This is a genomic window from Micromonospora sp. NPDC002717, assembly GCF_040295705.1.
Classification (GTDB): Bacteria; Actinomycetota; Actinomycetes; order Mycobacteriales; family Micromonosporaceae; genus Micromonospora.
This window is the reverse complement of record NZ_JBEOVW010000002.1, coordinates 147,105-170,115: the sequence shown is the minus strand read 5'-3', so window position 1 is coordinate 170,115 and position 23,011 is coordinate 147,105. Positions and strand designations below refer to the sequence as shown.

General features: G+C 74.0%; 25 protein-coding genes. 12 read left to right on the top strand and 13 right to left on the bottom strand.

The genetic code is table 11. The features are described 5' to 3' along the window. Positions 1 to 2: 2 nt before the first annotated feature. Entirely contained in the window at positions 3 to 2,504 is a 2,502-nt protein-coding gene (locus tag ABT006_RS04855) for a hypothetical protein (RefSeq protein ID WP_350703016.1), read from the bottom strand. A gap of 250 nt (positions 2,505 to 2,754) precedes the next feature. Here ABT006_RS04855 and ABT006_RS04850 point away from each other — a divergent pair, with 250 nt between their 5' ends. Then, the gene (locus tag ABT006_RS04850) at positions 2,755 to 3,681 is read left to right on the top strand and encodes an S-4TM family putative pore-forming effector (protein ID WP_350703014.1); all 927 of its coding nucleotides are present in this window, start codon (positions 2,755 to 2,757) and stop codon (positions 3,679 to 3,681) included. An 84-nt stretch (positions 3,682 to 3,765) separates the two neighbouring features. Here ABT006_RS04850 and ABT006_RS04845 read toward each other — a convergent pair whose 3' ends face one another. Together ABT006_RS04845 and ABT006_RS04840 are read right to left on the bottom strand one after the other, a co-directional pair. Beyond that, complete coding sequence (locus tag ABT006_RS04845) at positions 3,766 to 4,086, bottom strand: GYD domain-containing protein (protein WP_350703012.1); 321 nt, start codon at positions 4,084 to 4,086, stop codon at positions 3,766 to 3,768. Positions 4,087 to 4,120: 34 nt separating this feature from the next. After that, on the bottom strand, positions 4,121 to 4,342 hold the full coding sequence (locus ABT006_RS04840) for a hypothetical protein (RefSeq protein WP_350703011.1): 222 nt from the start codon (positions 4,340 to 4,342) through the stop codon (positions 4,121 to 4,123). A 338-nt stretch (positions 4,343 to 4,680) separates the two neighbouring features. Between ABT006_RS04840 and ABT006_RS04835 the strand changes: the two genes are divergently transcribed. The 4 genes from ABT006_RS04835 to ABT006_RS04820 all read left to right on the top strand — a co-directional run bounded on the left by ABT006_RS04835 (position 4,681) and on the right by ABT006_RS04820 (position 6,844). Beyond that, positions 4,681 to 5,379, top strand: a complete 699-nt coding sequence (locus tag ABT006_RS04835; protein WP_350703009.1) for a hypothetical protein — start codon at positions 4,681 to 4,683, stop codon at positions 5,377 to 5,379. A gap of 17 nt (positions 5,380 to 5,396) precedes the next feature. Further along, positions 5,397 to 5,657, top strand: a complete 261-nt coding sequence (locus ABT006_RS04830) for a hypothetical protein (protein ID WP_350703007.1) — start codon at positions 5,397 to 5,399, stop codon at positions 5,655 to 5,657. Beyond that, positions 5,654 to 6,055: a hypothetical protein gene (locus tag ABT006_RS04825; protein ID WP_350703005.1), complete on the top strand. Its 402-nt coding sequence runs from the start codon at positions 5,654 to 5,656 to the stop codon at positions 6,053 to 6,055. The genes ABT006_RS04830 and ABT006_RS04825 overlap by 4 nt, the downstream gene beginning before the upstream one ends. A gap of 93 nt (positions 6,056 to 6,148) precedes the next feature. After that, positions 6,149 to 6,844 (top strand): hypothetical protein, encoded by a 696-nt coding sequence (locus tag ABT006_RS04820; RefSeq protein ID WP_350703004.1) that lies wholly within the window; start codon positions 6,149 to 6,151, stop codon positions 6,842 to 6,844. A 121-nt stretch (positions 6,845 to 6,965) separates the two neighbouring features. Here ABT006_RS04820 and ABT006_RS04815 read toward each other — a convergent pair whose 3' ends face one another. After that, on the bottom strand, positions 6,966 to 7,694 hold the full coding sequence (locus ABT006_RS04815; RefSeq protein ID WP_350703002.1) for a DUF981 domain-containing protein: 729 nt from the start codon (positions 7,692 to 7,694) through the stop codon (positions 6,966 to 6,968). A gap of 286 nt (positions 7,695 to 7,980) precedes the next feature. Between ABT006_RS04815 and ABT006_RS04810 the strand changes: the two genes are divergently transcribed. The 3 genes from ABT006_RS04810 to ABT006_RS04800 all read left to right on the top strand — a co-directional run bounded on the left by ABT006_RS04810 (position 7,981) and on the right by ABT006_RS04800 (position 13,246). Next, positions 7,981 to 11,328, top strand: a complete 3,348-nt coding sequence (locus tag ABT006_RS04810; RefSeq protein WP_350703000.1) for an ATP-binding protein — start codon at positions 7,981 to 7,983, stop codon at positions 11,326 to 11,328. A gap of 86 nt (positions 11,329 to 11,414) precedes the next feature. Then, positions 11,415 to 11,939 (top strand): SigE family RNA polymerase sigma factor, encoded by a 525-nt coding sequence (locus ABT006_RS04805; protein ID WP_350702999.1) that lies wholly within the window; start codon positions 11,415 to 11,417, stop codon positions 11,937 to 11,939. After that, positions 11,936 to 13,246, top strand: a complete 1,311-nt coding sequence (locus ABT006_RS04800) for a hypothetical protein (RefSeq protein WP_350702997.1) — start codon at positions 11,936 to 11,938, stop codon at positions 13,244 to 13,246. Before ABT006_RS04805 ends, ABT006_RS04800 begins: the two co-directional genes overlap by 4 nt. A gap of 63 nt (positions 13,247 to 13,309) precedes the next feature. On the opposite strand, the gene ABT006_RS04795 is transcribed toward ABT006_RS04800, so the two are convergent. From ABT006_RS04795 to ABT006_RS04785, 3 genes are read right to left on the bottom strand one after another with little or no spacing between them, the layout of a single operon-like run. After that, positions 13,310 to 14,167: an ABC transporter permease gene (locus tag ABT006_RS04795; RefSeq protein ID WP_350702996.1), complete on the bottom strand. Its 858-nt coding sequence runs from the start codon at positions 14,165 to 14,167 to the stop codon at positions 13,310 to 13,312. Then, entirely contained in the window at positions 14,164 to 15,177 is a 1,014-nt protein-coding gene (locus ABT006_RS04790; protein ID WP_350702994.1) for an ATP-binding cassette domain-containing protein, read from the bottom strand. Before ABT006_RS04790 ends, ABT006_RS04795 begins: the two co-directional genes overlap by 4 nt. A 25-nt stretch (positions 15,178 to 15,202) precedes the next feature. Further along, the gene (locus ABT006_RS04785) at positions 15,203 to 15,757 is read right to left on the bottom strand and encodes an NADPH-dependent FMN reductase (protein WP_350702992.1); all 555 of its coding nucleotides are present in this window, start codon (positions 15,755 to 15,757) and stop codon (positions 15,203 to 15,205) included. Positions 15,758 to 15,919: 162 nt separating this feature from the next. Here ABT006_RS04785 and ABT006_RS04780 point away from each other — a divergent pair, with 162 nt between their 5' ends. The 3 genes from ABT006_RS04780 to ABT006_RS04770 all read left to right on the top strand — a co-directional run bounded on the left by ABT006_RS04780 (position 15,920) and on the right by ABT006_RS04770 (position 17,561). Then, positions 15,920 to 16,051, top strand: a complete 132-nt coding sequence (locus tag ABT006_RS04780) for a hypothetical protein (protein WP_350702990.1) — start codon at positions 15,920 to 15,922, stop codon at positions 16,049 to 16,051. Between the two features lie 104 nt (positions 16,052 to 16,155). After that, positions 16,156 to 16,680: a SigE family RNA polymerase sigma factor gene (locus tag ABT006_RS04775; protein WP_350702988.1), complete on the top strand. Its 525-nt coding sequence runs from the start codon at positions 16,156 to 16,158 to the stop codon at positions 16,678 to 16,680. Continuing rightward, positions 16,677 to 17,561, top strand: a complete 885-nt coding sequence (locus ABT006_RS04770; RefSeq protein WP_350702986.1) for a hypothetical protein — start codon at positions 16,677 to 16,679, stop codon at positions 17,559 to 17,561. The genes ABT006_RS04775 and ABT006_RS04770 overlap by 4 nt, the downstream gene beginning before the upstream one ends. Before the next feature lie 111 nt (positions 17,562 to 17,672). Here the strand turns inward: ABT006_RS04770 and ABT006_RS04765 are convergent, their stop codons facing one another. Together ABT006_RS04765 and ABT006_RS04760 are read right to left on the bottom strand one after the other, a co-directional pair. Continuing rightward, positions 17,673 to 17,852, bottom strand: coding sequence for a hypothetical protein (locus ABT006_RS04765; RefSeq protein ID WP_350702984.1), 180 nt, complete (start codon positions 17,850 to 17,852; stop codon positions 17,673 to 17,675). A gap of 68 nt (positions 17,853 to 17,920) precedes the next feature. Next, entirely contained in the window at positions 17,921 to 18,676 is a 756-nt protein-coding gene (locus ABT006_RS04760) for an SDR family oxidoreductase (protein ID WP_350702982.1), read from the bottom strand. Here ABT006_RS04760 and ABT006_RS04755 point away from each other — a divergent pair. Further along, complete coding sequence (locus tag ABT006_RS04755) at positions 18,675 to 19,664, top strand: helix-turn-helix transcriptional regulator (protein WP_350702981.1); 990 nt, start codon at positions 18,675 to 18,677, stop codon at positions 19,662 to 19,664. The genes ABT006_RS04760 and ABT006_RS04755 overlap by 2 nt on opposite strands. Here ABT006_RS04755 and ABT006_RS04750 read toward each other — a convergent pair. The 4 genes from ABT006_RS04750 to ABT006_RS04735 form a co-directional block, all read right to left on the bottom strand. Continuing rightward, the gene (locus ABT006_RS04750) at positions 19,553 to 20,146 is read right to left on the bottom strand and encodes a DUF5937 family protein (protein WP_350703551.1); all 594 of its coding nucleotides are present in this window, start codon (positions 20,144 to 20,146) and stop codon (positions 19,553 to 19,555) included. The two genes, ABT006_RS04755 and ABT006_RS04750, sit on opposite strands and share 112 nt — an antisense overlap. Positions 20,147 to 20,275: 129 nt before the next feature. Beyond that, a complete protein-coding gene (locus ABT006_RS04745; RefSeq protein ID WP_350702979.1) occupies positions 20,276 to 20,974 on the bottom strand; it encodes a hypothetical protein in 699 nt (232 codons plus the stop codon). Between the two features lie 77 nt (positions 20,975 to 21,051). After that, on the bottom strand, positions 21,052 to 21,903 hold the full coding sequence (locus ABT006_RS04740; protein WP_350702977.1) for an aldo/keto reductase: 852 nt from the start codon (positions 21,901 to 21,903) through the stop codon (positions 21,052 to 21,054). A gap of 114 nt (positions 21,904 to 22,017) precedes the next feature. Beyond that, positions 22,018 to 22,974, bottom strand: a complete 957-nt coding sequence (locus ABT006_RS04735) for a LysR family transcriptional regulator (protein ID WP_350702975.1) — start codon at positions 22,972 to 22,974, stop codon at positions 22,018 to 22,020. Between the last annotated feature and the right edge of the window lie 37 nt (positions 22,975 to 23,011).

The following is a 23,011-nucleotide window of genomic DNA, read 5'->3' as shown; positions in this document are numbered from 1 at the left end:
GCTCAGCCGCAGCTCGGGCCGCCGACCGTGTCGGTGCGACCGCGGCTCAGGAAGACCTGGTGGCCCAGGACGACGCTGTCGGCCACCCGGGTCGTCTCGTGGCTGAGCAGCTCGCCACTGCCCGGATCGAACAGCAGTGTCTCCCGGCGACCCTGCCGGTCGTCGGCGCTGAACGCCAGCCCCGGCCGGCCGGCGCGGTCCGGGTAGGCGCCCCGTTCCGCGATGCCCGGCGTGTCGGCCAGCTGGTGCAGCAGCGCGGAGCGTTCCGCCGGGCCGAGCGGGTGGTAGCGGTTCAGTCTCGCGATCGCCTGCAGGGTGCCGGCGGCGCCGCGCTGCTCCGGAGGTAGCGCGGCCAACTCCTGTGCGAGCTGGTCGCGCAGGTCCGCCGGGTCGGCCGACGGCCGTGGCGGGATCTCGGTCAGGTCACCCTCGCCGTAGCGGATGACCGACGGGTCCGGCGACCGTCGCCCGTCGGTGACGGGGGTGACGGTCCGGCGGCCGGCCAGGCGGGAGTTCCACGCCAACCACTCGTCGCGGTAGCTGCGCAGGTCGTCGGTGCCGGCCACCAGGTCCGCCGGAGACCAGACCCGCAGGCAGACGAAGGCGTACGCCCCGTCGACGCGCGGCTCCACCAGCCGGGCGACCGACTGCGCCAGGTCGGCCAACGGCCGCCGCGCGCCCGCGTGGTCGGGCGACGTCGGCGAATCGTCCTTCGCCGGTGGGATGGGTGACTCCCGGCGGCCGAACACCGACGGGGGGGTCGCGGCGATGGCCGGTACGAGCACCCCACCGAGCACGACCACCACCCCGAGCAGGACGGTGACCCGCGCCCGCGCCCGGACCGCCGTCCGGGGCGGGTCCACCGGGAGGCTCTCGCCGCGGGGGGCCGGGCGGGAACGGGGCACGAGCCGGCCGCGGGCCGCGACGAGATGGCGCGGTGCCGGCCTGCTGCGGAACAGTCGAGAGCCGCGCGACGACGACCGGGTGGGCGGCGCGGACGCGTTGTCGGCGACCGGCCGGGGGCGGAAAGGCGGCCGGTTCCCTCCCCGGTCGGGACACAGTGGAACGGCCGGGTCCGCGCCGAGCCGGGGCGCCGGGGCGGCTCCGGTGCCGTGCCACCCGGCCGGGCCGTCCGTGGTCGGCGGCGCCACGGAGAGCGCGGCGCGCGGCGGCTGCCACGACAGGTCCACCTGCGTACGGGCCAGCGGCCCGCGGCTGTTGGACTGGCCCGGCCGCTCGTAGCGGGACCGGTCGTTGTTGTCGAGTGCCACGACCGTCGCCGACTCGTTGCGGCCGGTCCCGTTCCTCGACGTGACCCCGGCCAGGGGCGGCTCGACCAGCGGGTGGAACTCGCGGCGGTACGCCTCCAGCGCCCACGCCGCCAGCACGAAACACCACCGCCGCGCCGCCGGTGGGACGTTGTCGTAGGTGCAGCAGGTCAGCGCCTGGCACAGCAGCGAGAGCAGGTACTGGGCCCGCCACTCGGAGACCCAGTTGTCCGTCCGGGCGAACGCGTCGCCGACCTGGTGCCCGGCCTCGACCAGTTCGGCGAGCACCGGGGGCAGTCGTCGCGGGTGCCGGGCGGTCGGGAAGATGAGGTGGCGGGTCAGGGCCTCCGCCTGGTCGGACGGCAGGTCCGCGACGTGCCGCAGCACCGTGGTCAACATCAGGGTGGCCAGGTCCCGGGTCAGCGGCGCGGCGCTCTCGAAGGTGTTGAGGTCCACCAGGCGGAAGGCGCCGGGCACGAGCTGCCCCTCCGTGTCGCGCGGCACGAGGACGTTGCCGCCGTGCAGGTCTCCGTGGGCGTTGCCGTACAGGTAGTCGATCTCCTCGGTGCCGAAGGGCGACGCCGGCTCGATCGTCTGGAGCGGATTGGGCAGCACCATCTCGCCGGACCACACCAGCCAGCGCGTTTCCTCGCCGGGCAGGCCGAGGTCACGGGCCGCGTCGTGGATGCTGTCCAGGGCGTCGAGGGCGGCGAGTTCGCGCTGGACGTACTCGGCGACCGTGGCCTCGGCGGTCTGCCGGCCACCGCTGTTCCAGTCGTTGAGCACCCGGTCGGACACGGTGCGGATGACGGGGACGATCTCCTCGGCGTCGAGGTCGTGCAGCGTCACCATGTCGTCCGCCCCGTTGGCGATCTCCTGGAACATCAGGTAGCGCCCGTCGGCCAGCGGATGTGGTGGGTAGGGCTGGCGAACGAGGTGGCGCTCGGCGAAGCCGGGGCAGGACTGCGTCGCCCGCTCGTGCCGCCCGGGCTCCCGCCGGGCGGCGGCCGCGGCCGGCAGCACCTTGACCAGCAGCTTTCGCCCGGTGAAGCGCCCCGGGCCGCCGGGCACCTTGAGGATGATCGTGAACAGCAGCGCCGGCGTGTATCCGCGGGCGCGGCGGGGCCGGCGGGGCCGGTGCACGGTGCCGCCCAGGTGACCGGCCCAGTCCCGCAGCGCCGCCGCGACTGTCGCATCCGGCACGTAGTTTTCGAGGTCGTCGAGACCGTCGCCCATGTCCGTCGTTGGACCTTCCACGAGGAGTGAAAGAGGGGTTGGACGAGCGGGGTGGATCGTCCGAAGGGGCTGCGCTGGTGAGCGCGAAGGCAAAGTTACCTCAACTTTCGGGCGAACGGGGCAGTAGGCAGCGCTCCGCCACGAACTTACCCAAAAGTAACTGCCAGGTTACCCTGCGACGCAGGATCCATGCGGTCGGTGATATCCAGCCCGCTGGATATAGAATCGGTCACCCGAGTGGGAGGCTGCGATGACGGAGTGCACCGATTCCCTGCTCAAGCGTCAGACGCGGCCCGAGATGATGGCCCTGCTCCGGGCGATGTCGGTCTGCCACTCCCGGGCCCAGCGGCTGGACAACCTGCGGATGGGGCTCTCCGTCGCCCTCGGTGTGGCCGGAGCCGTGGTGGCCTTCACCGGCGTGTCGGCGACCGCCGTCACCGCGGTCGGCGCGCTCTGGGCGCTGGTCAACGCGGTGGGTCTCGCCTCCTGGTCGCGCGGGCAGATCCGGCGCGCCGCCGTCCTCCAGGAGATGTTCGATGTCCGCCTCTTCGGTCTCGCGTGGAACACCGTCGCCGTGGGTGACGGGCTCAGCACCGAGGAGGTGAGCCGGCTGGAGCGGGCCTTCACGGGCGACGAGCAGTACCTCCGCGACTACTACGAGGTTCCACCCCTGCCCCACCCGTACGACGTGCTGGCCTGCCAGCAGCAGAACCTCGGCTGGGGCTCCCGGCTGCGCCGCCGCTACGCGTACACCGTGCTGGCCGGCGTCGGTGCGTGGACGGCGGCCGGCATCGTGTTCGGGGTGGCGGCCGGCCTGACGGTCGCCGACCTGCTGTCGCGGTGGTTCGTCCCGTCGCTGGGCGCGCTGCTGCTCGGCCTGGAGATCTATCGGGGTCAGCGGGACGTCGCCGCCGAGCGCGACCGGGCGATGTCCGTCGTGCAGCGGCACATCGCGGCGGCGGTCTCCCACGATGACACCGCCGCCTCGGTCGGCGAGTCGATGGTCCTCGCCCGGCAGGTGCAGGATCTGGTCTTCCACACCAGGCAGATGCAGGCGCGGGTGCCCGACTGGTTCTTCCGGCGGTACCACTCCAGGGACCGCGTCGACTTCCGGGCCGCCATGGCCAACCTCGCCGAGCTGCTGAACGCCCGCGGCCCGGCCACGAGAGCCGACTGAGCCCGGCGCGCCCCGCCGGGTGTCCGCCACCGCGACGGGCCGGCCGACGCGTGCCGCGCCGGCCGGCCGAGCGCGCCTGGAGCGTCAGCGGCCCGGGGGCTGGTATTCGAGCTGCTCCCGGGTCGCCTGGTCGATCTCCGCGGCGGTCAGCACCGGCGTGACCCGGGTGTCCACCCCGCCCGCCGCCCGGATGTCGATGGCGAGAGCGGCGGCGGTCTTGTGGTCGGGCAGATCGCACACTATGTAGGTGTCGTCCGCGCCGAACCCGAAGTACATCGACTCCATCCGCCCGCCGGCACCTTCGATCATCTTCCGGACGACCTCGACGCGCTTGCTGCCGCCGTCGGTGGTGAGCCCCTTGATCCCGTCGATCGTGTAGGTCGACTTCAGCAGGAACTTGGCCACGCCGCCATCACCTCCCCGCATTCATCGCCGGGCTTCAGCGTGTTCCCTGTCGTTGGATCCGCTCGGCGCCCTCGACCTTGGCCCGTCCCTGGTCGCGTTCCGTGCCGGCCGATCCGCTGGCGGTGCGCAGGTGGCGGGCCTTCGGCGAGTGCTCGGTGGACGAGCCCTGGTGGCCAGGCGCGCCGCTGCCGGGATGTCGCCGGCCACGCGCCGACTCGCCGCCGGGATCGTGCTTGTTCTCCTTGTGACTACCCATGCGCCGCGCGTACCCGGTCCGCCGATGGCTAGTCCTCGACACGCGGTCAGCCGCCGGCGGGCGGTTGGGGCGGCGCGGCGGGGCGCGGGGCGTTCAGCGGCGGGGCGCGGAGCGTTCGGCGGCGGGGTCGGTGGTCCTACCGGCGGGGCAGCTCGACAGCGCGCGAGAAGCGGGCATCCGACCCGGTCCGGGCACAAAGCCGACCGACAGCACAAGACCCGTGTCCACGCCGCCGTCGATCACCGGAATTCGAGTCGGCCTACCGATAGAACGACGATTCATCTGATCAATATCGGTCGATAGCGTGACGGGCAAAGGCCGTCCATGAAAGGCGGGCCATGACACATCCCATCACCTCACCGTCTCGGCGGCGGGTCCTGCTCGGCGCCGCCGCGGCCTCGGCGGTCACCGTCACCGGGGCGAGCGCCGCGCACGCCGCACCACCCACCGCACCACCCGCCGGGGGAGCATCCCCGGCGCGACCCACCCAGCCCCTCGTGGCCTGGGACCGGGTCGCCACGGCACGGCTGGCCGGCGGGCCGGCCCGCTTCCAGGCCGACTTCCACGAACGCCTCGACGCCTGGCTGGCCTTCTGGTCGGCCAACTCGCCCCGGAGCTGGAGCACGCCGGTGGAGGTCGAGGGCACGGTGAGCGCGGACGGCGACGCGTTCACGCTGCACACGATCCGGATCAGCCGCGACGACCAGACGCGGGACGCCTTCGCCGCCCGGCGGGTGGACGCCGCCCACCTGGCCACCCTCGCCAGCCTGCACCACCACTTCCCGTCGGTCCGCGTCGAGGCCGGCGGCGCGTTACGGGTGACCGACGGCCCCGCCGGCTGGACCGGCTCGGCCGAGCAGGTCGCGTTCGCCGTCACCGCCTGCCGGGAGCTGTGGGGGCTGCGCCCCGCCGACGCGACCACCTGGCGGGCGCACGCGAGCCGGGCCGGGCTCGCGGCCGACCCCGCCTCCCGCTCCGGCTGGGCGGCATTCACCAGGGCGAGTCTGCGGCACGGGCTGCGGACCGAATCGTACTGACCTGTGGAGGTAAGGACATGGCACGAAGCGAATTCCGGTTCGTCGTCGACGGCGTCGAGCTGACCACCGAACAGCAGAGCCTCATCGCCGGCGAGATCCAGAAGGCGGGCCTCAACGCGCTGTCGGTGGCCGGCAGCAAGCTGACCAACCCGCTCGCCGTCGGGCACGCCAACATCAAGCTCCGGCCCGAGTGGTACGGACTGTGGCTGATCGACGGCCCGTTCGCCGAGGAACTCGGCCAGAAGATCAACGACATCGGCTTCTGGATGCAGCGGTGACGGACCCCGTCCACCGGCCGGACCCGCCGGAGCGGATGTGCCCGAGCACCCCCGCGGCCAACGCCACGGTCTTCCTCGGCATGATCACTCCGGCGGGTCGGGTCGCCTACGTCACGCCGCCGCTCCCGGCCGAGGTCGCCCTCGCCCAGGCCGGCCCGGACGCGCCGGTCGAGTCCCGGTACCGGCTCGCCGGCCCGTGCGTCACCGCGAAGTGCGGCTTCTGGACCGGCGAGCACTGCGGCCTCGGCGAACGCCTGGTCGCCTCCTACCAGGAGACGGCCGGTACCCCCGAGACCACCCTGCCCCGCTGCGCCATCCGCCGGACCTGCCGCTGGTACGCCGAGCAGGGCGCCGCGGCCTGCGCCGCCTGCTCCCACGTCATCACCGACGCCCACTGACGACGCAGGCGCGTGAGGGCCGGGCCGTCCGGGCCCGGCCCGAGAAACCGTCTGGGCCAACGAGATTCGCTGCGTTTCACTACTGTCACTGCGGTGACGGGGATTAGGCTGCGCCGTGCCGGTCGGCTGGGTTTCGTGCTGTTCGCCCTCGTGGCGTTCGGGCTGTTCACGCTGCCCTGGTTCCGCGGCGACGGCGGAGACGTGATCATCGGTCTTGACCTGGGCTACGTCGAGTCCGAGCTGCCCGGCACCCCGAGCCCGTTGACGCAGTACTTCCTGGAGATGGCGCCGCTGCCGGCGTACCTCGGGCTGTTGCTCGCGTTCACCGTGGCGGTGCAGCGGCGCAGGGCGCGGACCGTCGCGGTGGTGGTCGTCGTGTCGGCCGCCGTGCTGACCGTGGCGGCGGCGGCCGGGCTGCTCACCAGCGTGGAGGACTACTGGGAGCCTGCCGAGGTGAGTCGCTACCGTCTGTTCGCGCTGGTGACCGCCGCGCTGGCGGCGCTCCTGCTGGCCGCCGCGGTTGCGCTGGCGGTCGGGTTGCGCCAGGTGTACCACGGGGTCGTGGTGGCGCTGCTGCTCGCCTTCACCGCCTTCCACCTGGTCAACGTCGCGATCCTCGCCGGACAGGGGGTGGGCGAGACGATGACCGTGGCGGCGTGGCTGCCGGCACCGGCGTACCTGCTGGCGGCGGGCTGCGTGGTCCTCGCCGCGACCGGCGTGGCGGTGGCCGAGCGGTCGGAGTCGGCCGCCGCCCCCGCGTCAGTCCCTCAGCCGACGGCACGCGCGTAGCTGAGCACCAGTGCGCCGCCGCTGGTCGACCGGTTGCCGGCCAGGGCGAACGACCGCAGCGCACCCGCCCGGGCTGGCACCCTGGCGCCGGTAACGGCCTGGCCCGTCGGCTCACCCCGCCTCACATGGTGTTGACGATCAGCCCGATGTGGGTGAAGTAGTTCAATGCTCCGAAGAGAGTGAAGATGGCGCCGGCGATCGCCCACACCACGCCGATGATCCCCAGCAGCACGCGGTTCAGTTTGAGCAGGGCGAACGGGGCGAGGACCGAGCCGATCCCCACCAGGACGTACAGGCCGGAGATGAAGGCGGCCTCGACCTCCGGGTACTCCGCGAACTCCCCCGAGATCGGCTCCTGCGGCGGCGCCGCGAAGAGCGTGTACGTCCAGCCGGCTGCCGCGATGCCGAAACAGGCCAGGCCGAGCGCGAACACGAAGATCGAGATCGGCCACAGCAGCCGGCGCGCCTGCTCCGTCCGGATGCCGCCGTTCTCCAGCGACGCCTCGGCGAAGATCTCACCCCGCCGCCACAGGATGATGGCCGCCCCGAGCATCAACACCCCGAAGCCCAGGGACGGCTCGCCGAAGATGATGTTGTCGAAGGCGAAACCCCCGGGTGCCAGCGGCCAGGTCAGCGTCATGTGCAGGCCCGTGAGGGTGAGGATCGTGCCCAGGATCGCGAAGGCGATCGCCCACCCTTCGGTGGCGAGCGGTCTGTCCTTCATCATCTGCCAACCGAGGGCCACGACCAGCAGCAGGCCGACCCCCGCGGCGAGCGCCATGATCGTGTTGTAGGTGGGCATCTGCGCCCAGTCGATCTTCAAGTCCTCCTGGGCGACTATCTCGAACATGGCGTCTCCCTCCGTTCGCCGCTCTCGGCGCAGGTCGGCACGACCGCACGACAAAGCGGGCGCCACGGCGACTTCCCCTGATCGCGCCGCGGAAACGCCACGCCGGAGCCGCCGGGGGCCTGCCGGTGGTACGCCGAACGGGGCCGGGTGGCCCGCGCCGCCTGCTCCCACGTGGTACCGGCGCCCGGCTGGCCGGGCGCGGGCCGACGAAGCCCGCCGCCAGACGATCCGCTCGCCGGGTCGGAGGCGGCGGGATGTCCGACGGTTCCGCTACGGTCGGGGCGTCATGGAGCCGCGGTTCGGCGAGGTCGTCATCGGGCGGGAGCACCCCGCGGGCCTGCTGCGCGCCGAGGTCGACCGGGCGGCCGCCAGCCACGGCGGCCTCGTCCTGGTCGCCGGCGAGCCCGGCATCGGCAAGACCACGCTGGTCACCGCCGCCGCGAGGGAGGCCCGCCAGCACGGCGCCCTGGTGCTCGGCGCGGCCTGCTGGGATTCCGACAGCGCGCCCGGCTACTGGCCGTGGGTGCAGGTGCTGCGCGCGCTGCGCCGCTCGCCCGACGACTGGGCGGTGGCGCGGGAGGCCGCCGAGCCGGGCCTGGCCGCCCTGCTCGGCGAGACGACCGGCGCGGCGGCCGACCGGGCCATCCGCGAGACGATCCGCGAGGCGATCGGCGGGCCGGCCGGCGGCAGCGGGGACGACCAGGCCGACCGGGAGGAATTCGACCTCTACGACGCGGTGACCGCCGCGCTCGTCGCGGTCTCCCAGCGCCGGCCGGTCATGGTCGTCCTCGACGACCTGCACTGGGCCGACCCGGCGTCGATGCGGCTGCTCCAGTTCGCCGCCCAGCACACCTGGTTCGAACGGCTGCTGCTGGTCGGCACCTACCGCGACGCCGAGGTGGAGGCCGCCGACCACCCGCTGCGCCCGCTGCTGATGCCGCTCGTGGCGAAGGCGACCAGCATCACCCTCACCGGCCTGTCCCGCGACGAGGTGGGCGCGCTGATGGCCCGCACCGCCGGCCGCGAGCCGGACGTCGACCTCGTCGACGAGGTGCACCGGCGCACCGGCGGCAACCCGTTCTTCGTGGAGCAGACCGCCCGGCTGTGGCGCGCCGACGGCCAGGTGAGCACGATCGCGCCCGGCGTACGGGAGGCGGTGCGGCGGCGGCTCGCCCAACTGCCCGCGACGGTGACCGACCTGCTCACCGTCGCCGCCGTGCTGGGCCGCGAGTTCCACCGCCAGGTCCTCGCGGCCACCGCGGGCGCCCCGGCGGCGCAGGTCGACCGCCTCCTCGACCGCGCGGTGACCGCCCGGCTCGTGCTGGCCCGCAACGGCGGTCGCTTCGCCTTCGCCCACGACCTGGTCCGGGAGACCCTCTACGACGGGCTCGCCGACGACGACCGGCGGGCCCGGCACGCCGCCGTGGTCCGGGCGGTCGACGGGTCGGCGGCGCTCGCCGAGCGGCTGATCCCGGCCGACCTGGCCCGCCACGCCCACCTCGCCGGCGACGCGCTCGCACCGGCCCGAGCGACCGAACTGCTGGTGGCCGCCGCCAGGGACGCGAGCGGCCGGCTGGCCGTGGACGAGTCGATCGTCCACTTCCGCAGGGCGCTGGAGGTCGCCGACGACCCGACCCGGCGAGTGAAGATCATGGTCGAGCTGGGCCAACTGCTGCACCACTGCGGCGACAGCGCCGAGGCCAGACACCTCGTCGCCGAGGCCGCCACGCTGGCCCTGACGGTCGACGACCCGGTGGTGCTGGCCCGCGTCGCCCTGACCGTCCACCGGCACCGCCACCAGTCCGGCTCCGCGCGCACGCCGGACGCGGACGGCCTGTTGCGGGAGGCGTACCGGCGGCTGATCGGCGAGCCGGCGGCCACCCTCGCGGCCGGCACACTCGTCACCGACCTGATCACCGCCACCGAGTCGCTCGCCCGGCGCGGCCGGGACGACGAGGCGCTCACCTTCAGCCTGTGGGCCCGGCACGACACCACCTGGGGGCTCGGCACGGCCATCGACCGGGCCGCGATCACCGCCGAGATCCGCGAGGTGGCGCGGCGGACCGGCGACCGGGAGACCCAGCTCTGGGCGACCTCGCTGCGCTGGGTGGCGCTGCTGGAACTCGGCGATCCGCGATACCACGACGAACTCACCACGTTCGTCACCGGAGCACGCGAGGGCGACGCCCGGCACCGGATCGGCGCGACCATCGACGACGGCATCATCGCCGGGTTCCGGGGCGACTTCACCCGCGCCGGCGAGCTGCTCGCCGAGCTGGACGAGCTGTCCGAGTGGGACCACTCCGAGAGCGCCTTCATGGGCCATCACCTGCGCTGGTCGTGGCTGCTGCTCCAAGGCCGGCACGACGAGGCCGACGCACTGCTCGACGGGCTGGACCCCGGCGACCACCCCTACCTGCAGGTCGTCCGGGCCATCACCGCGGCCGAGCGCGGCGACGGCGCGACGGCACTGCGACTGACCGCCGGGATCGAGGCCGACGGCACCACGTACAGCCGGATGGTGGCGCCGCTGTGGCTGCGGCTGCGCGCCCAGGTCGCCGCCGCCACCCGCGACCCCGACCGCTGCGCCGAGGCCCGGCAGGCCCTGCGGCCGCACCGCGGGCAGTGGATGACGGCGCTGTTCGGCTGCGACGTCAGCGGCCCGGTCGACCACTGGCTCGCCGCCGTCGACGCGGCGGAGCAGCGCTGGGACGACGCGGTGGCCGGGTTCGCCGCGGCCCGCGACACCGCCGACCGGATGGGCGCCCGCCCCTGGTCGGTGCTGGCCCGCGCCGCGCTGGCGGACGCGCTGGCCGGGCGCGACCGCCCCGGCGACGCGACCGCCGCCACCGCGCTGCGCGCCGCCGCCGCCCGGGACGCCGCCACGATCGGCATGCGCCAGGTGGCCGGCCACCCGACCGGGGCGCCCACGCCGGTCCCGGCGGCGCGGCAGCACCCGGCCGTCGCGGATGGGCGGCAGCACGGGGTCGCCGCGCCCGTGCCGGCTGTCGCGTCCGTGCCGGCGGTTCCGGGGCCGCAGGGGCGGCTCCCGTCCGCCGGGCCCGTCGTCGGGCAGCCGTCCGTCGAGGCGTACGAGTTCCGCCGCGACGGCCCGGTCTGGCAGCTCGCCTACGCCGGCACGGTCGTGCACCTGCCCGACGCGAAGGGCCTGCACGATCTGCACCTGCTGCTGGCCCGGCCCGGCGTCGACGTCCCGGCGGTCGAGCTGCTCGACCCGGCGGCCGGGCCGGAACTCGTCGCCGCCCGCCGGATGGGCGGCGACCCGGTCCTCGACGACGAGGCGAAGGCCCGCTACCGCCGGCATCTGGAGCGGCTGGACGCCGAGATCGACCGCGCCGCCGGGCGCGGCGACGAGGCGAAGGTGGCCGCCCTCGACGCCGAGCGGGCGGCCCTGCTCGCCGAGCTGCGCGCCGCCGCCGGGCTGGCCGGCCGCAGCCGCCGCCTCGGCGACGAGGCCGAGCGCGCCCGCAAGACGGTGACCGCCCGCATCCGGGACGTGCTGCGCAAGCTCGACGACCGGCACCCGGCGCTCGCCGCCCACCTGCGCGACACCGTCTCCACCGGCGGCACCTGCCGCTACCTCCCGCCCGAGCCGCTGCCCTGGCGCCTCTAGATCCGGCGTCGACTGTCGACTTGGAGGACAGGTAAACCTCGCGGCCCGCTGCGGTGTCTTGCTGACTGACGAGACCAGGAGGCCAGATGCGAGACGCGCGTGGCGCGGAGTTCGACGACTTCGTCCGTACCCGGTCGGTGGCGCTGCTGCGGGTCGCCTACCTGCTGACCGGTGACCGGCACGCGGCCGAGGACCTGCTCCAGGAGGTGCTGGAGCAGGTGTACGTGCGCTGGCGTCGGGTGCAGGCGTCGCCGGAGGCGTACGCCCGGCGGGCGTTGGTGAACCGGTCGATCAACCGGTGGCGGTGGCGCGCCCGGCGGCCGGAGCAGGCGTTGGGTGACAACGACGGGGTCGCCCGGGATCACGCCGACGACATCGCGCTCCGCCAGGCGGTCGTCGCGGCGCTGCGTACCCTGCCGCCCCGGCAGCGCGCCGCCGTCGTGCTCCGCTACCTGGAGGACCTGTCGGTCGCCGACGTCGCCGCGACGCTGCGCTGCTCCGAGGGGGCGGTGAAGAGCCACGCCTCCCGCGGGCTGGCCCGCCTCCGGGAGGCGCTGGCCGGATCGAGTCTCGTCCTGCCCTTTCCGACCGGCACCAGGAGTTCGCGATGACCATCAACGAGAGTGATGTCCGGGCCGTCCTGCACCGGGTGACCGATGACCTCACCGGCCCGCCGACGCTGCTGGACGACGTACGGCGGGGTGGGCGTCGCCGGCTGCTGCGACGCCGGGTGGTGCTGGCCGCGGCGTGCGCGGCCGTGTTGGCAGTACCCGTGGGAGGTGCGCTGCACCTCACGGACCGCGGGGCCACGGTCGAGGTCGCCTCCCCGCTGTTCGACGAGCCCACCCGCGGCGACCTGGCCGGCGACGAAAGGTACCTGCGGCAGGCGCGGGAGGCGTGGCGGCAGCGGGCGCGGTCGACCGGCACCTACCTCCGGGGCGATCCGCACGTGATCTGGGCGGGCAACACCCCGGCCGGCCCCGCGGCCTACGTCGCCCAGCGGACCCACAGGAACCCGGTGGTGTCCGAGCCGTCCGGCGACCGCATGATCGGTCTGGGCGGGTTCGTCGAGCCCACCGTCGACGGGCCGCAGGTCATGACGGTCGAGACCCTCACCGACGCCGGAACGGAGGGCAACTCCCAGGCCGCGCTGGTCGGGCCACAGCGGGACGTGCTGGTCGTGCTCGACGCCGGAGCACAGGTGGAGTTCTCCCCGACGTTCCGGTACGCCGCCGACGGCCGGATCGAGCGCACCTTCCAGCGGGTCACGTTCCGGGACGGGGCCGCTGTCCTGCCGGTGCCGTCGCAGCGCCACAGGTTGACCGTCGCCCTGTCGCGGCCGCCGGTCAGCGTGGAGAACACCGTGCACATCAGCAACGCGAGCCAGATCCTCTTCCCCGACGGGCAGGACAGCCCTCAGCCGCGCCAGCTCATCCACACGTTGCCCGGCGCGGAACGGGCCTGGGGCCCCAACCCCGCCGGGCAGGCTGACCCGGCGGCTCACTACGCGGACCCGCTCGCCGCCTACATCGACGCTGGCGGCAACCACCGAGTGGGGGATTCACCCCTGTTCACCCTCTACGGGGCCACGCCCGACGGTCGGCGGCTGCTGCTCCAGACCATCCAGTACGACGACGACCCCGCCCGCGTGATCGCCCTGCTCGCCCGCGACGGCGCCCCCTTCCAGGCGGCGGCGAGCGGGTTCGTCGACTGGCAGGCCCCGCTGCCGGTGCGGCTGCGGCTGCCGGACGGGCAGGGTGTACTCGTCGCCGCCGAGGGTGCGGGTTTGAGCTACCGGATCGGCTCCGGGCGGTGGCAGGACGCCGGGCGGGACGCGGCGCTGCTACCCGCCGACGCCACCGAAGTGCGCGTCACCGCCGCCGGCGGCGAGGTCGTCACCGTTCCCGTCGGCCCCTAGCCGGCCATCGAATCGGCGCCGGGCACCACCACACGTCCGTGGTGGTGCCCGGCGCCGTGAGGATCAGCGGCGGTTGTAGCGGTACATCGTCAGGACGCCGAAGACCACCAGGAACCCGGCGCTCCACACCAGCGTCCACATCGTGCTCGACGCGTCGGGCGTACCCGACATCACGCCCCGCACCGACGCCACCAGCTGGGTGATCGGGTTGACCTTCACGAACGCCTGCAACCAGCCCGGCATGGTGGCCGGCTCGACGAAGACGTTGCTCAGGAAGGTCAGCGGGAACAGCACCATCATGCTGACCCCCATCACCGACTTCTCGCTGCGCAGCACCAGGCCGAAGAACGTCCAGACCCAGGAGAACGCGAACGAGAAGACCACCAGCAGGCCGATGCCGCCCAGCACGCCGAGCAGCCCGCCGTCGGGGCGGAAGCCCAGCACCAGCCCGACACCGAGGATGACCACGGCGGCCAGCACGTACCGCAACACGTCGCCGAAGATCATGCCGACCAGCGCGGCGGGCCGCCACACCGGCAGCGTCCGGAACCGGTCGAAGACGCCCTTCTCGATGTCGGTGTTCAGGCCCACCCCGGTGTACATGGTGATCATCACGACGCTGGTCACCATGATGCCGGGCAGGAAGAACTGCAGGTAGTCCCGGGGGCTGTCGGCGAGGGCGCCGCCGAACAGGTACGTGAACATCAGCACCATGATGATCGGGAACGCCGTCACGTCGAACAGCTGCTCCGGCACGTGCTTGATCTTCAACATGGCCCGCCAGCCGAACGTCAGCGACGCCGACAGCGGGCTCGGGCGGGACGGCCGGGTGCCGGGCGCGAGGACGGTCGCCAGCGCATCCGCCGACGGTACGTAGACCGACGGGGCCGGCCCGGTCGTGGTGGTGGCGTTGCTGCTCATCGGGCTGCCTCCAGCTGCTCGTCCCATTCGTCGGCGCCGACCGCGGCGTGGTCGGTCAGGGCCAGGAAGACCTCGTCCAGGCTCGGCTGGCCGAGGGAGAAGTTGTCGACGACGATGCCGGCGCGGGCCAGGTCGCCGAGGACCCGCGCGGCCTGCTCGCTGGCGTCGAGGTCGCCGCCCTCGCCGCCGACCCGGGCGGTCAGCGCCACCGGGTCGGGCTCGAGCTGCACCGGCACGCCGAGCACCGCGTGCAGCAGCCGTTCCGCCTCGGGCCGCTGGTGCGCGTCCCGCAGTCGCAGGTGGACGGTGCCGGAACCGACCGAGGACTTCAGCTCGCCCGGGGTGCCCTCCGCGATCACCCGGCCGTGGTCCACCACCGCGATCCGGCCGGCCAACTGGTCGGCCTCGTCCAGGTACTGCGTGGTCAGCAGCACCGTGGTGCCGTGCGCCACCACGGCCCGGACGATCTCCCACACCTGGTTGCGGCTGCGCGGGTCCAGCCCCGTCGTCGGCTCGTCGAGGAACAGCAGGTCCGGGGTGTTGAGGATGCTCGCGGCGATGTCGATGCGCCGCCGCATGCCGCCGGAGTACTTCTTGACCTGCCGGTCGGCCGCCTCGGTCAGCCCGAACGCGGCGAGCAGCCCGTCCGCCCGCTGCCGCGCGGCCGGCTTGCCGTGCCCGAGCAGCCGACCGAGCAGGATCAGGTTCTCCAGCCCGGTCAGGTCCTCGTCCACCGAGGCGTACTGGCCGGTGAGGCTGACCCGGGCCCGGACGGCGTCGGCCTCGTGGACGACGTCGTGGCCGAACACCCGCGCCCGCCCGCCGTCGGGGCGCAGCAGCGTGGCCAGAACCCGTACCGCCGTGGTCTTGCCGGCGCCGTTCGGGCCGAGCACCCCGTAGACGGTGCCGGCGGGCACCGCGAGGTCCAGGCCGTCCAGCGCCCGGGTGTCCCCGAACGAGCGGCTCAGCCCCTCGGCCTCGATGGCCAGGCCGGTGCTGCGTCTATTCATGATCCCTACCTTCCTTCGCGAGCTGTCAGGAGACGTACGGGCGAGCGGCGCGGCCGTCGCGCAGGGCCAGGCCCCACCAGCAGAGCTGGTCGAGCAGCACGCGGGCGGCCCGGCGCAACTGGTCGGTGGCCAGCGGGGTCGGCTCGCCGCAGAGCAGGTCCACGCCGACGATGTCACGCATCGTGACGGCGTGCAGGGCGGTGAAGACCGTCCGGAGCTGGTCGACGGCGTGCAGGCCGACGGAACCACAGCCGTACGACACGAAACCGACCGGCTTCGCCTGCCACTCGTCGTACGCGTAGTCGATCGCCTGTTTCAACGACGCGGGGAAGCTGTGGTTGTACTCCGGGGTGACCACGACGAACGCCTCCGCCCGCCCCACCTGCCCGGCGAACGCGCGCATCGCCGGGGTCGGCTCGGCCGGGTAGCCGGCGGGAAAGTCGTAGTCGGCGAGGTCGACCACGCTGACCGCCAGCCCGTCGTGCCGGTCGGCCCGGTCGACGAACCAGCGGGCGACCCGGTCGCCCACCCGCCCCTCCCGGGTGCTGCCGATGATCACGGCCAGTCGCAGTGGGTCCACGCTTCCTCCTCCCGGCCGCTCCGGTCCCACCCGTCAGGCGCGAGACGGCGGCCGGCGGTCCGCGAGATCCGATCTAGCGGCCCCGCGAGGCACCGCCAGGTCGGGGAACCGGAGTGTCGGTGGGCGCTGTTTGACTGCACCGGCGGGGAAGAGGGGGGCACGATGACCGACGTGCGCATCGAGCCGTGGAGCGAGGGCGACCTCGACCTGCTGCGGCGGCTCAACGCGCCGGAGATCCGGGCGAGTTCCCGCCCGGGCACCTCATGCGTTCCAACGACTGGCGCCTCGACCTGACCGCATAGCCCGGGCGGCCCGACGGATCGTCACGCGATTTTCGGCGACACCGCTCAACCTTGCGGCCCGGCCCGTCGTCCTTGGAGGCGACGGAAGGAGAGCCCGTGCGCTGGAGGAAGAGCTTCGAGGGGTTGGACACCCTCGTGGCTGAACGGGGCGACGCCCTGCTGGCCACAGCGGTGCTGCTGATCGGCAGCCGTACCGCCGCGGAGGACCTGCTGCAGGCGGCGTTGGAGCGGCTGATGCGGCACTGGAACCGGGTGCGCGGCGACAGGGAGGGATACCTGCGCCGCATCATGTACCACCTCGCGGTCGACCAGTGGCGCAGCCGCAGGCGACGGCCGGAGGTCCTGGCCAGCGTGGAGCCGCCGGCCCGGCCCGACGGCACTGACGCACTGCACCTGCGGCAGGCGCTCGTCCAGGCGCTGGCCACGCTGCCGCCGCGTCAGCGGGCGGTGCTGGTGCTGCGGTACTGGGAGCAGTTGACCGAGGCGGAAGCCGCCGAAACGCTTGGGTGCTCGATCGGCACCGTCAAGTCCACCGCCTCCCGGGGGCTGTCCCGCCTCCGCGAGGTCATGGCTGCCTGGGCGGTCGACGACGCCCTGGCCTGGAAGGGAACGGGAAGATGACCACTGACATCGAAGACCGGCTGGTCGACGGCATGCGCCAGGAGGTCGCCGGCATCACGCTGACCTCGGACGTGCTCGGCGCGGCGCGGCGACGCCACCAGCGGCGGACGGCCCTGCTGCGGGCGACGTACGCCATGGGTGTGCTCGGGCTGGCAGGGGTGACCGCCGCGGTGCTGACGGTCGGCGGGGCCGGGCAGCCGGGCCCGACGGCGGGCCGGCCGCCGGTCGCCCACGCCGCGTCGCCGCACATGGAGTTGGTCGCCGCGGTCACGGCCAGCGAGAACATCAGCTACCGGATGCGGCTGACGACCAGCGCCGGGTCGGGGCAGAGCAGACTGACGTACGAGGGTGCGTTCGACCCGAGGACGGCTACCGGCTATGTCCGGCAGCCGCAGGACGACTCGGTCATGACCGAGTTGCTGATCAACGGCACCAGGTACGTCGGCGGGGAACCGCCGCGCGGCCCGCTGCCCGCCGACAAGGGCCCGGGCGAGACGTATGGCCGCTACGGGCAGTACCCGGGCAGGCACGGCCGGCTGTCCCTCTACGGTGGTCCCGACACCGTCCTGGGCGCCGCGGCGCCCGACCCGGCGGCGCTGTTCAAGCTGTTGAAGGACACGAACGCGACCGTCACCGAGAACCCGGACGGCACGCTGCACTTCGCGTACGCCACGCAGTTCGGCGACGGGTCGACCAGCACGTCCGGCGACGTCACGCGCGGCGCCGACGGCCGGGTCGCGAAGGTGGCGCTCACCGGCACGTGGCAGTCGACGGCGAAGGGCCGGCTCGACACCGGCACGTACGCCGCTGTGCTCGAACTCTACGACTACGGCGTCGAGGTGAAGGTGGAGCGCCCGACCGACGTGGTCATGGCGAAGTAGGTCCACCCTGGGGACGCGCCTGCCGTGGTCGTCCCCGTTCCACGGCAGCGCTGCCTGCGATCGGACGGATCGCGGGCAGCGCTGTCGTACCGGCCGGTGGGGGCGGGCGGATCAGTGGACCGCCGGGTCGGGGGAGTCGGCGCGGTACGCGGCCAGCCGTGCCTGGGCGGCCGTCACCAGCGCCTCCGGGTCGTCGGCGTGGGCCAGGCCCCGCGTCATGTCGTCACTGAGCACCACGACCAGTTCGAGGACCCGGTCGAGCGCGGCCGTCCACCGTCCCGCACCAGCCATCGTTACCTGCCTTCATAGCGAGCCTCGCTCACTATGACGCCGCCACACTGGTGAGCCGGTGCGAGCGGTCACCAGGGCAGCGGGCCGTAGCCCCCGCCGGCGTCCATCTGGTGGCCCCAGAGCAGCCCCGTCGGCCCGTCCGCCGGCAGCGTCGCCAGGTGCACGCTCACCTCCGCGCCCTGCTCCGCCGTGCGGAAGCCGCCGTGCCCGTTGAGGTCCGTGGCGCAGTAGCCGGGGTTGGCCGCGTTCACCTTGATCGGGGTGTCCCGCAGCTCCTTGGCGTACATCGCGGTGACCATGTTCAGCGCCGTCTTCGATGACGGGTACGGCACCCCGGTCAACGCGAAGAAGGACCCCTGCGGATCGGTCATCGTCGTGATGGAGCCGACCTCGCTGGAGACGTTCACGATCCGCGCGGCCGGCGCCCGGCGCAGCAGCGGCAGCAGCGCGTTCGTCACCGCCACCACGCCGAAGACGTTCGTCTCGTAGACCCGGCGCAGCGTGGCGACGGTGGACTCGCTCGGCAGTCCCCGGTCGCCGTCGGCGAGCACGATGCCGGCGTTGTTGACCAGCACGTCGAGCCGGCCGTACTCCTCCTCGACCAGCTTGGCGGCCCGCGCCACCGACGCGTCGTCGGTCACGTCCAGTGGGACGTGGCGGGCGTCGACCCCGCCGTCGCGCAGCTTCCGCTCGGCGGCCAGGCCCCGCTCGGCGTCCCGGGCGCCCACCAGCACGGTCATCCCGCGCGCGCCGAGCTGCCGGGCGGTGGCGAAACCGATTCCCTTGTTGGCCCCGGTGACCAGGGCGATCATGTTCGTCGTCATGCCGTCGACCCTGCCGGCCGGGCCGGGCGGCGGGGAGAGACCGGCCGAGGCTGGGACCGGCGGTACCACCCTCGCCGCCCCCGCGTACGGCAGGCTGGAGAGCATGACGACGACCGGGCTGCGCCGCGACGAGCTGGCGGCCTTCCTGCGCACCCGCCGCGCCCGGCTGCGCCCCGCCGAGGTCGGCCTCCCCGACGGGGTACGCCGCCGCACCCCCGGCCTGCGCCGGCAGGAGGTGGCCCAGCTCGCCGGGATGTCGGTCGACTACTACGTCCGCCTGGAGCAGGGCCGCGGCCCGCACCCGTCCGGGCAGGTGCTGGCCGCGCTGGCGCGGGCGCTGCTGCTCAGCCGCGACGAGCGCGCGTACCTGTTCCGGATCGCCGGCCAGAGCCCGCCGCCCACGGCCGGGCCGAGCCGCGAGGTGGACCCGGGACTGCGCCACCTGATCGACGCGATGACCGACACCCCGGCGTACGTCGTCGACGCCCGGTACGACGTGCTGGCCTGGAACCGGCTGGCCGAGCACTTCTTCGGCGGGTTGTCCACGGTGCCCGGCGCCGACCGCAACATGGTCCGGGCGATGTTCCGTCGGCCCGCCGACGACCCGCACTGGTCCGACCCGGACACCCTGTGCTTCGTCCGCAGCACGGTCGCCGACCTGCGCGCCGCCTACGGCCGCCACCCTGCCGACCGGGGCCTCGCGGAGCTGGTCACGGAGCTGCTCGGCACCGCACCCCGGTTCGCGCGGTTCTGGGCCGAGCACGATGTCGAGGAGCGCCGCCCGTTGGTCAAGCGGGTGACGCACCCGGAGACCGGGCCGCTGGAGTTCGAGTGCCGCGTGCTGCACGTGCCGGATACCGGGCAGCGGCTGATCGTCTACGTCCCCGAGCCCGGCTCGCCCACCCAGGCGGTCTTCCGCCGGCTCGCCGGGCCCGTCGGCTCCGGCTGGCAGCCCACCAACTCCTCCCCGCCAGCCGTGCGCCGGTAGAGCACGCTGTGCCGGTCCCGGCGTCGGAGCACCAGACCGGACCGCAGCAGCACCCCCAGGTGGTAGGAGACGGTGGCCGGGGCCAGCCGGTGCCGCTCGCTGAGCTGCCGGGTGGAGCGGGGCACGTTCAGGTCCGCCAGGATTGCGGCCCGGCTCGCGCCGACCAGCTCACCGAGCCCGCCCCGGCGCTGGTCGGCCCGCCCGGCGGCGAGCGGGTAGACCAGCACGGCGTTGCCGGCATCGCACATCTGCGTCGAGACGTGCGGCCAGGCCAGCACGGACGGCGCGAGCACCAGCTCCGCCTCGGCGAGCGTCGTGGTGATCCGGTACGAGCTGTCGACGGGCAGCGCCCGGCCGGTCCAGGCCACCCTCGGGTGCAGGCTGTTCAGCACGCTGCCGACCCCGGTGGTCGCCATCGTGGTGGCCCGCAGGGCCAGCTCCGCCTCCAGCATGGCGCGCAGCGCCGGCCACTGGTCGGCCAGCGCGGCCCGCCAGAAGTGCCGGGGGAGGGGCGGGCGCGGTCGCTGCCGCGCCCGCCCCGCGGCGGGTGCTCGGGTGGCCTGCCGCCGCGCGGCGGGTGCTCGGGTGGCCTGCCGCCGCGCGGCGGGTGTTCAGGCGGCCTTCTCCAGTGCGGCGGTCGCCAGCGGGGCCACCTTGGCGAGCAGCGCGGTGCCGGCGGCCAGGTCACCGTCGGCCGCCGAGACGTCCACCTGGACCACGAAGTTGCCCCGGGCCAGCAACAGCGTGCACTGGTGGCGCGTGGCCTGGCCGATCAGCTTCTCGCAGAACGTGACGACGTCCGGGCCGTTCGGCGCCGGCGGGGGCGACGGCTGCACGATCACCGACGTGCGGCCGTCGTCCGGCACCTCGTACTTCTCGCACGTCTTCAGGACGGCCCGCAGTTCGTCGGCGAGTTTGCGGCCGGGCACCTTGAGGTAGCCGACCACGTACTGCCGGATCCACACGGTCTCGCCGTCCCAGATCCGCTCCCGGTGGGCGGTGCGCCTGCGGTCCGAGGGCAGGGCGTCCCGGCACAGCGAGATCAGCTTCCACGCGTCGCTGTTCTCCTCGGTGTGCTCCGACGTCTCCGGGTGGAACTCCGTGCCCAGCGTCAGCATCGCCGCCGTGACCCGGCTGCGTACCTCGGCGGTGGAGGTCGGGGCGGGGCGCGGCGGCGACGCGGTCGGCGAGGCCGACGCCGACGCCGGCGCGGACCAGCGGGGGGCGTCGGCGGCCCGACTGGGGGCGCAGGCGGCGGACCCGGCCAGGGCCAGCAACGAGAACAGGACCAGAGGAGTGCGGCGCATCATCGCGGCGGCGCTGTCCTTTCGTACGGTGGGAGAGGGCCGTCCGGCCCCCTCTACCTGCGCCGTCCCGCCGTGTCGTGTTACGCCGGTAGGTAGTCGAAGGTGTCCGGATGCCCGCCCTGGCGGCCGGCCTCGCCCCGGTCCAGCCCGGTGATCCGCTCCATCGCCGCGTCGTCCAGCTCGAAGTCGAAGATGCGGACGTTCTCCTCGATCCGCTCCGGGGTGGTCGACTTCGGGAAGACGATGTCGCCGCGCTGCACGTGCCAGCGCAGCACCACCTGGGCCGGGGTCCGGCCGACCAGGTCGGCGACGTCGATCACCGTCGGGTCGCTCAGCACCTTGCCCTGCGCGATGGGCGACCACGCCTCGGTGAGGATGTTGTGCCGGTGGCCGTACGCGCGCACCTCCTCGTTGCCGAAGTACGGGTGGACCTCGACCTGGTTGACCGCCGGCACCACGTCCGCCTCGGCGGCCAGCCGCTCCAGGTGCGGCACCTGGAAGTTCGACACCCCGATCGAGCGGGCCCGGCCGTCGCGCTGGAACTCCTCCAGCGCCTTCCACGTCGAGACGAAGTCGCCGCCGTAGAGGGTGGGCAGCGGCCAGTGGATCAGGAACAGGTCGATGTGGTCCATCTTCAGCGCGGCCAGCGTCGACTCGAACGCCTTGCGGGCGTCGTCGGGCCGGTGGAAGGCGTTGCTCAACTTGCTGGTCACGAAGACCTCGTCGCGGTCCAGCCCTGACTCGCGGACCGCCTGGCCCACCTCCGCCTCGTTGCCGTACATCTCGGCGGTGTCGATGTGCCGGTAGCCGGCCTCCAGGGCCTTGCGGACCGCGGCGACGGTGTCCTTCGGGTCGATCTGGAACACCCCGAAGCCGAGCTGCGGGATGGTGTTGCCGTCGTTCAGGGAGACGATGGGGATCGCGTTGGCCATCGGGGCTCCTTCGCCGGTCGTCACGAAGCCGGGTACGCGGAACGGCTTCCACGCCCGGCGGGCCATCCCCTGGCGTACCCCTGAACCGAGGTGTTCCAACCGGTGATCCCGGCCTCAGGTCGGCTCGTCGAAGAGCACCGGCCAGGGCCGGGGCGCCGGCACGGGCGGCGGCGCCGGGGGCGCGGACCCGTCGGCCAGCACCTCTGCCGCGAGCTGCCCGAACATCGGCGCGGCCGGGTGCGCGGACCGGCGCGGCCAGGCCGCCGACGTGCGCTTGACCAGCGGCGACCCGGCGATCGGCCGCCAGGCGATCCGGGGTTCCCGGCGGGCCGTCGCCGCGGGCTCGACGGCGACCCCGCCGCCGGCCAGCACCAGCCCGAAGAGGAACTCGGGGTTGCGCGCCGGGCGGACCCGCGCCGGCGCGAAGCCGTGCCGGCGGCAGACGTCGAGCAGGTGGTCGTGCCAGCCGGGCGCGGTGGCCCGGGGCGCGGTGACCAGGTCCAGGCCGGCCAGCGCCGCCAGCTCCACCTCCCGTCCCCGGGCCAGCGGCGACGCCCGCGGCAGCAGCACCCCCAGCGGTACGTCGACGGCGGCGCCGAGGCGCAGCCCCTCGTCGGTGACGGGGTGGTGGAGCAGGCCCACGTCCAGCCGCCCCTCGGCCAGCATCCGCTCCTGCTCGCCGCTGGTCAGCTCGTGCAGGTCCACGTCGAGCCCGGGCGCCCGGTCGGCCAGCCGGTCGAGCAGCTCGCGCAGGGTCACCGCGGGAGTCTCCGGGGACACCCCCGCCCGGAGCACCCCGGACACCCCCTCGCGCACCTGGCGCATCAGGTTGCGCAGCCGGCCCTCCCCGGCGAGCAGGTCCTCGGCCTCGCCGAGCAGCAGCTGACCGGCGGTGGTCAGGCGCACCTGGCGGCGGGACCGGTCGAACAGCTCGACCGCCAGCTCCCGCTCCAGGCGCTGCACCGACTGGCTCAGCGGCGGCTGGGCCATGCCGAGCAGCTCGGCGGCCCGGCCGAAGTGCAGCTCGCGGGCGACCACCACGAAGTGCCGCAGGTGCCGGAGCAGGTCCACGGCCGGACCCTACGCCAGTGCCCCGACGCGGGCGGCG

What these genes read in the sequence shown, in the direction of transcription:
- ABT006_RS04855 (WP_350703016.1), bottom strand. Translation starts at nt 2,504, where the DNA reads ATGGGCGACGGTCTCGACGACCTCGAAAACTACGTGCCGGATGCGACA.
- ABT006_RS04850 (WP_350703014.1), top strand. Translation starts at nt 2,755, where the DNA reads ATGACGGAGTGCACCGATTCCCTGCTCAAGCGTCAGACGCGGCCCGAG.
- ABT006_RS04840 (WP_350703011.1), bottom strand. Translation starts at nt 4,342, where the DNA reads ATGGGTAGTCACAAGGAGAACAAGCACGATCCCGGCGGCGAGTCGGCG.
- ABT006_RS04835 (WP_350703009.1), top strand. Translation starts at nt 4,681, where the DNA reads ATGACACATCCCATCACCTCACCGTCTCGGCGGCGGGTCCTGCTCGGC.
- ABT006_RS04830 (WP_350703007.1), top strand. Translation starts at nt 5,397, where the DNA reads ATGGCACGAAGCGAATTCCGGTTCGTCGTCGACGGCGTCGAGCTGACC.
- ABT006_RS04815 (WP_350703002.1), bottom strand. Translation starts at nt 7,694, where the DNA reads ATGTTCGAGATAGTCGCCCAGGAGGACTTGAAGATCGACTGGGCGCAG.
- ABT006_RS04810 (WP_350703000.1), top strand. Translation starts at nt 7,981, where the DNA reads ATGGAGCCGCGGTTCGGCGAGGTCGTCATCGGGCGGGAGCACCCCGCG.
- ABT006_RS04805 (WP_350702999.1), top strand. Translation starts at nt 11,415, where the DNA reads ATGCGAGACGCGCGTGGCGCGGAGTTCGACGACTTCGTCCGTACCCGG.
- ABT006_RS04800 (WP_350702997.1), top strand. Translation starts at nt 11,936, where the DNA reads ATGACCATCAACGAGAGTGATGTCCGGGCCGTCCTGCACCGGGTGACC.
- ABT006_RS04795 (WP_350702996.1), bottom strand. Translation starts at nt 14,167, where the DNA reads ATGAGCAGCAACGCCACCACCACGACCGGGCCGGCCCCGTCGGTCTAC.
- ABT006_RS04790 (WP_350702994.1), bottom strand. Translation starts at nt 15,177, where the DNA reads ATGAATAGACGCAGCACCGGCCTGGCCATCGAGGCCGAGGGGCTGAGC.
- ABT006_RS04780 (WP_350702990.1), top strand. Translation starts at nt 15,920, where the DNA reads ATGACCGACGTGCGCATCGAGCCGTGGAGCGAGGGCGACCTCGACCTG.
- ABT006_RS04770 (WP_350702986.1), top strand. Translation starts at nt 16,677, where the DNA reads ATGACCACTGACATCGAAGACCGGCTGGTCGACGGCATGCGCCAGGAG.
- ABT006_RS04765 (WP_350702984.1), bottom strand. Translation starts at nt 17,852, where the DNA reads ATGGCTGGTGCGGGACGGTGGACGGCCGCGCTCGACCGGGTCCTCGAA.
- ABT006_RS04755 (WP_350702981.1), top strand. Translation starts at nt 18,675, where the DNA reads ATGCCGTCGACCCTGCCGGCCGGGCCGGGCGGCGGGGAGAGACCGGCC.
- ABT006_RS04760 (WP_350702982.1), bottom strand. Translation starts at nt 18,676, where the DNA reads ATGACGACGAACATGATCGCCCTGGTCACCGGGGCCAACAAGGGAATC.
- ABT006_RS04745 (WP_350702979.1), bottom strand. Translation starts at nt 20,974, where the DNA reads ATGATGCGCCGCACTCCTCTGGTCCTGTTCTCGTTGCTGGCCCTGGCC.
- ABT006_RS04740 (WP_350702977.1), bottom strand. Translation starts at nt 21,903, where the DNA reads ATGGCCAACGCGATCCCCATCGTCTCCCTGAACGACGGCAACACCATC.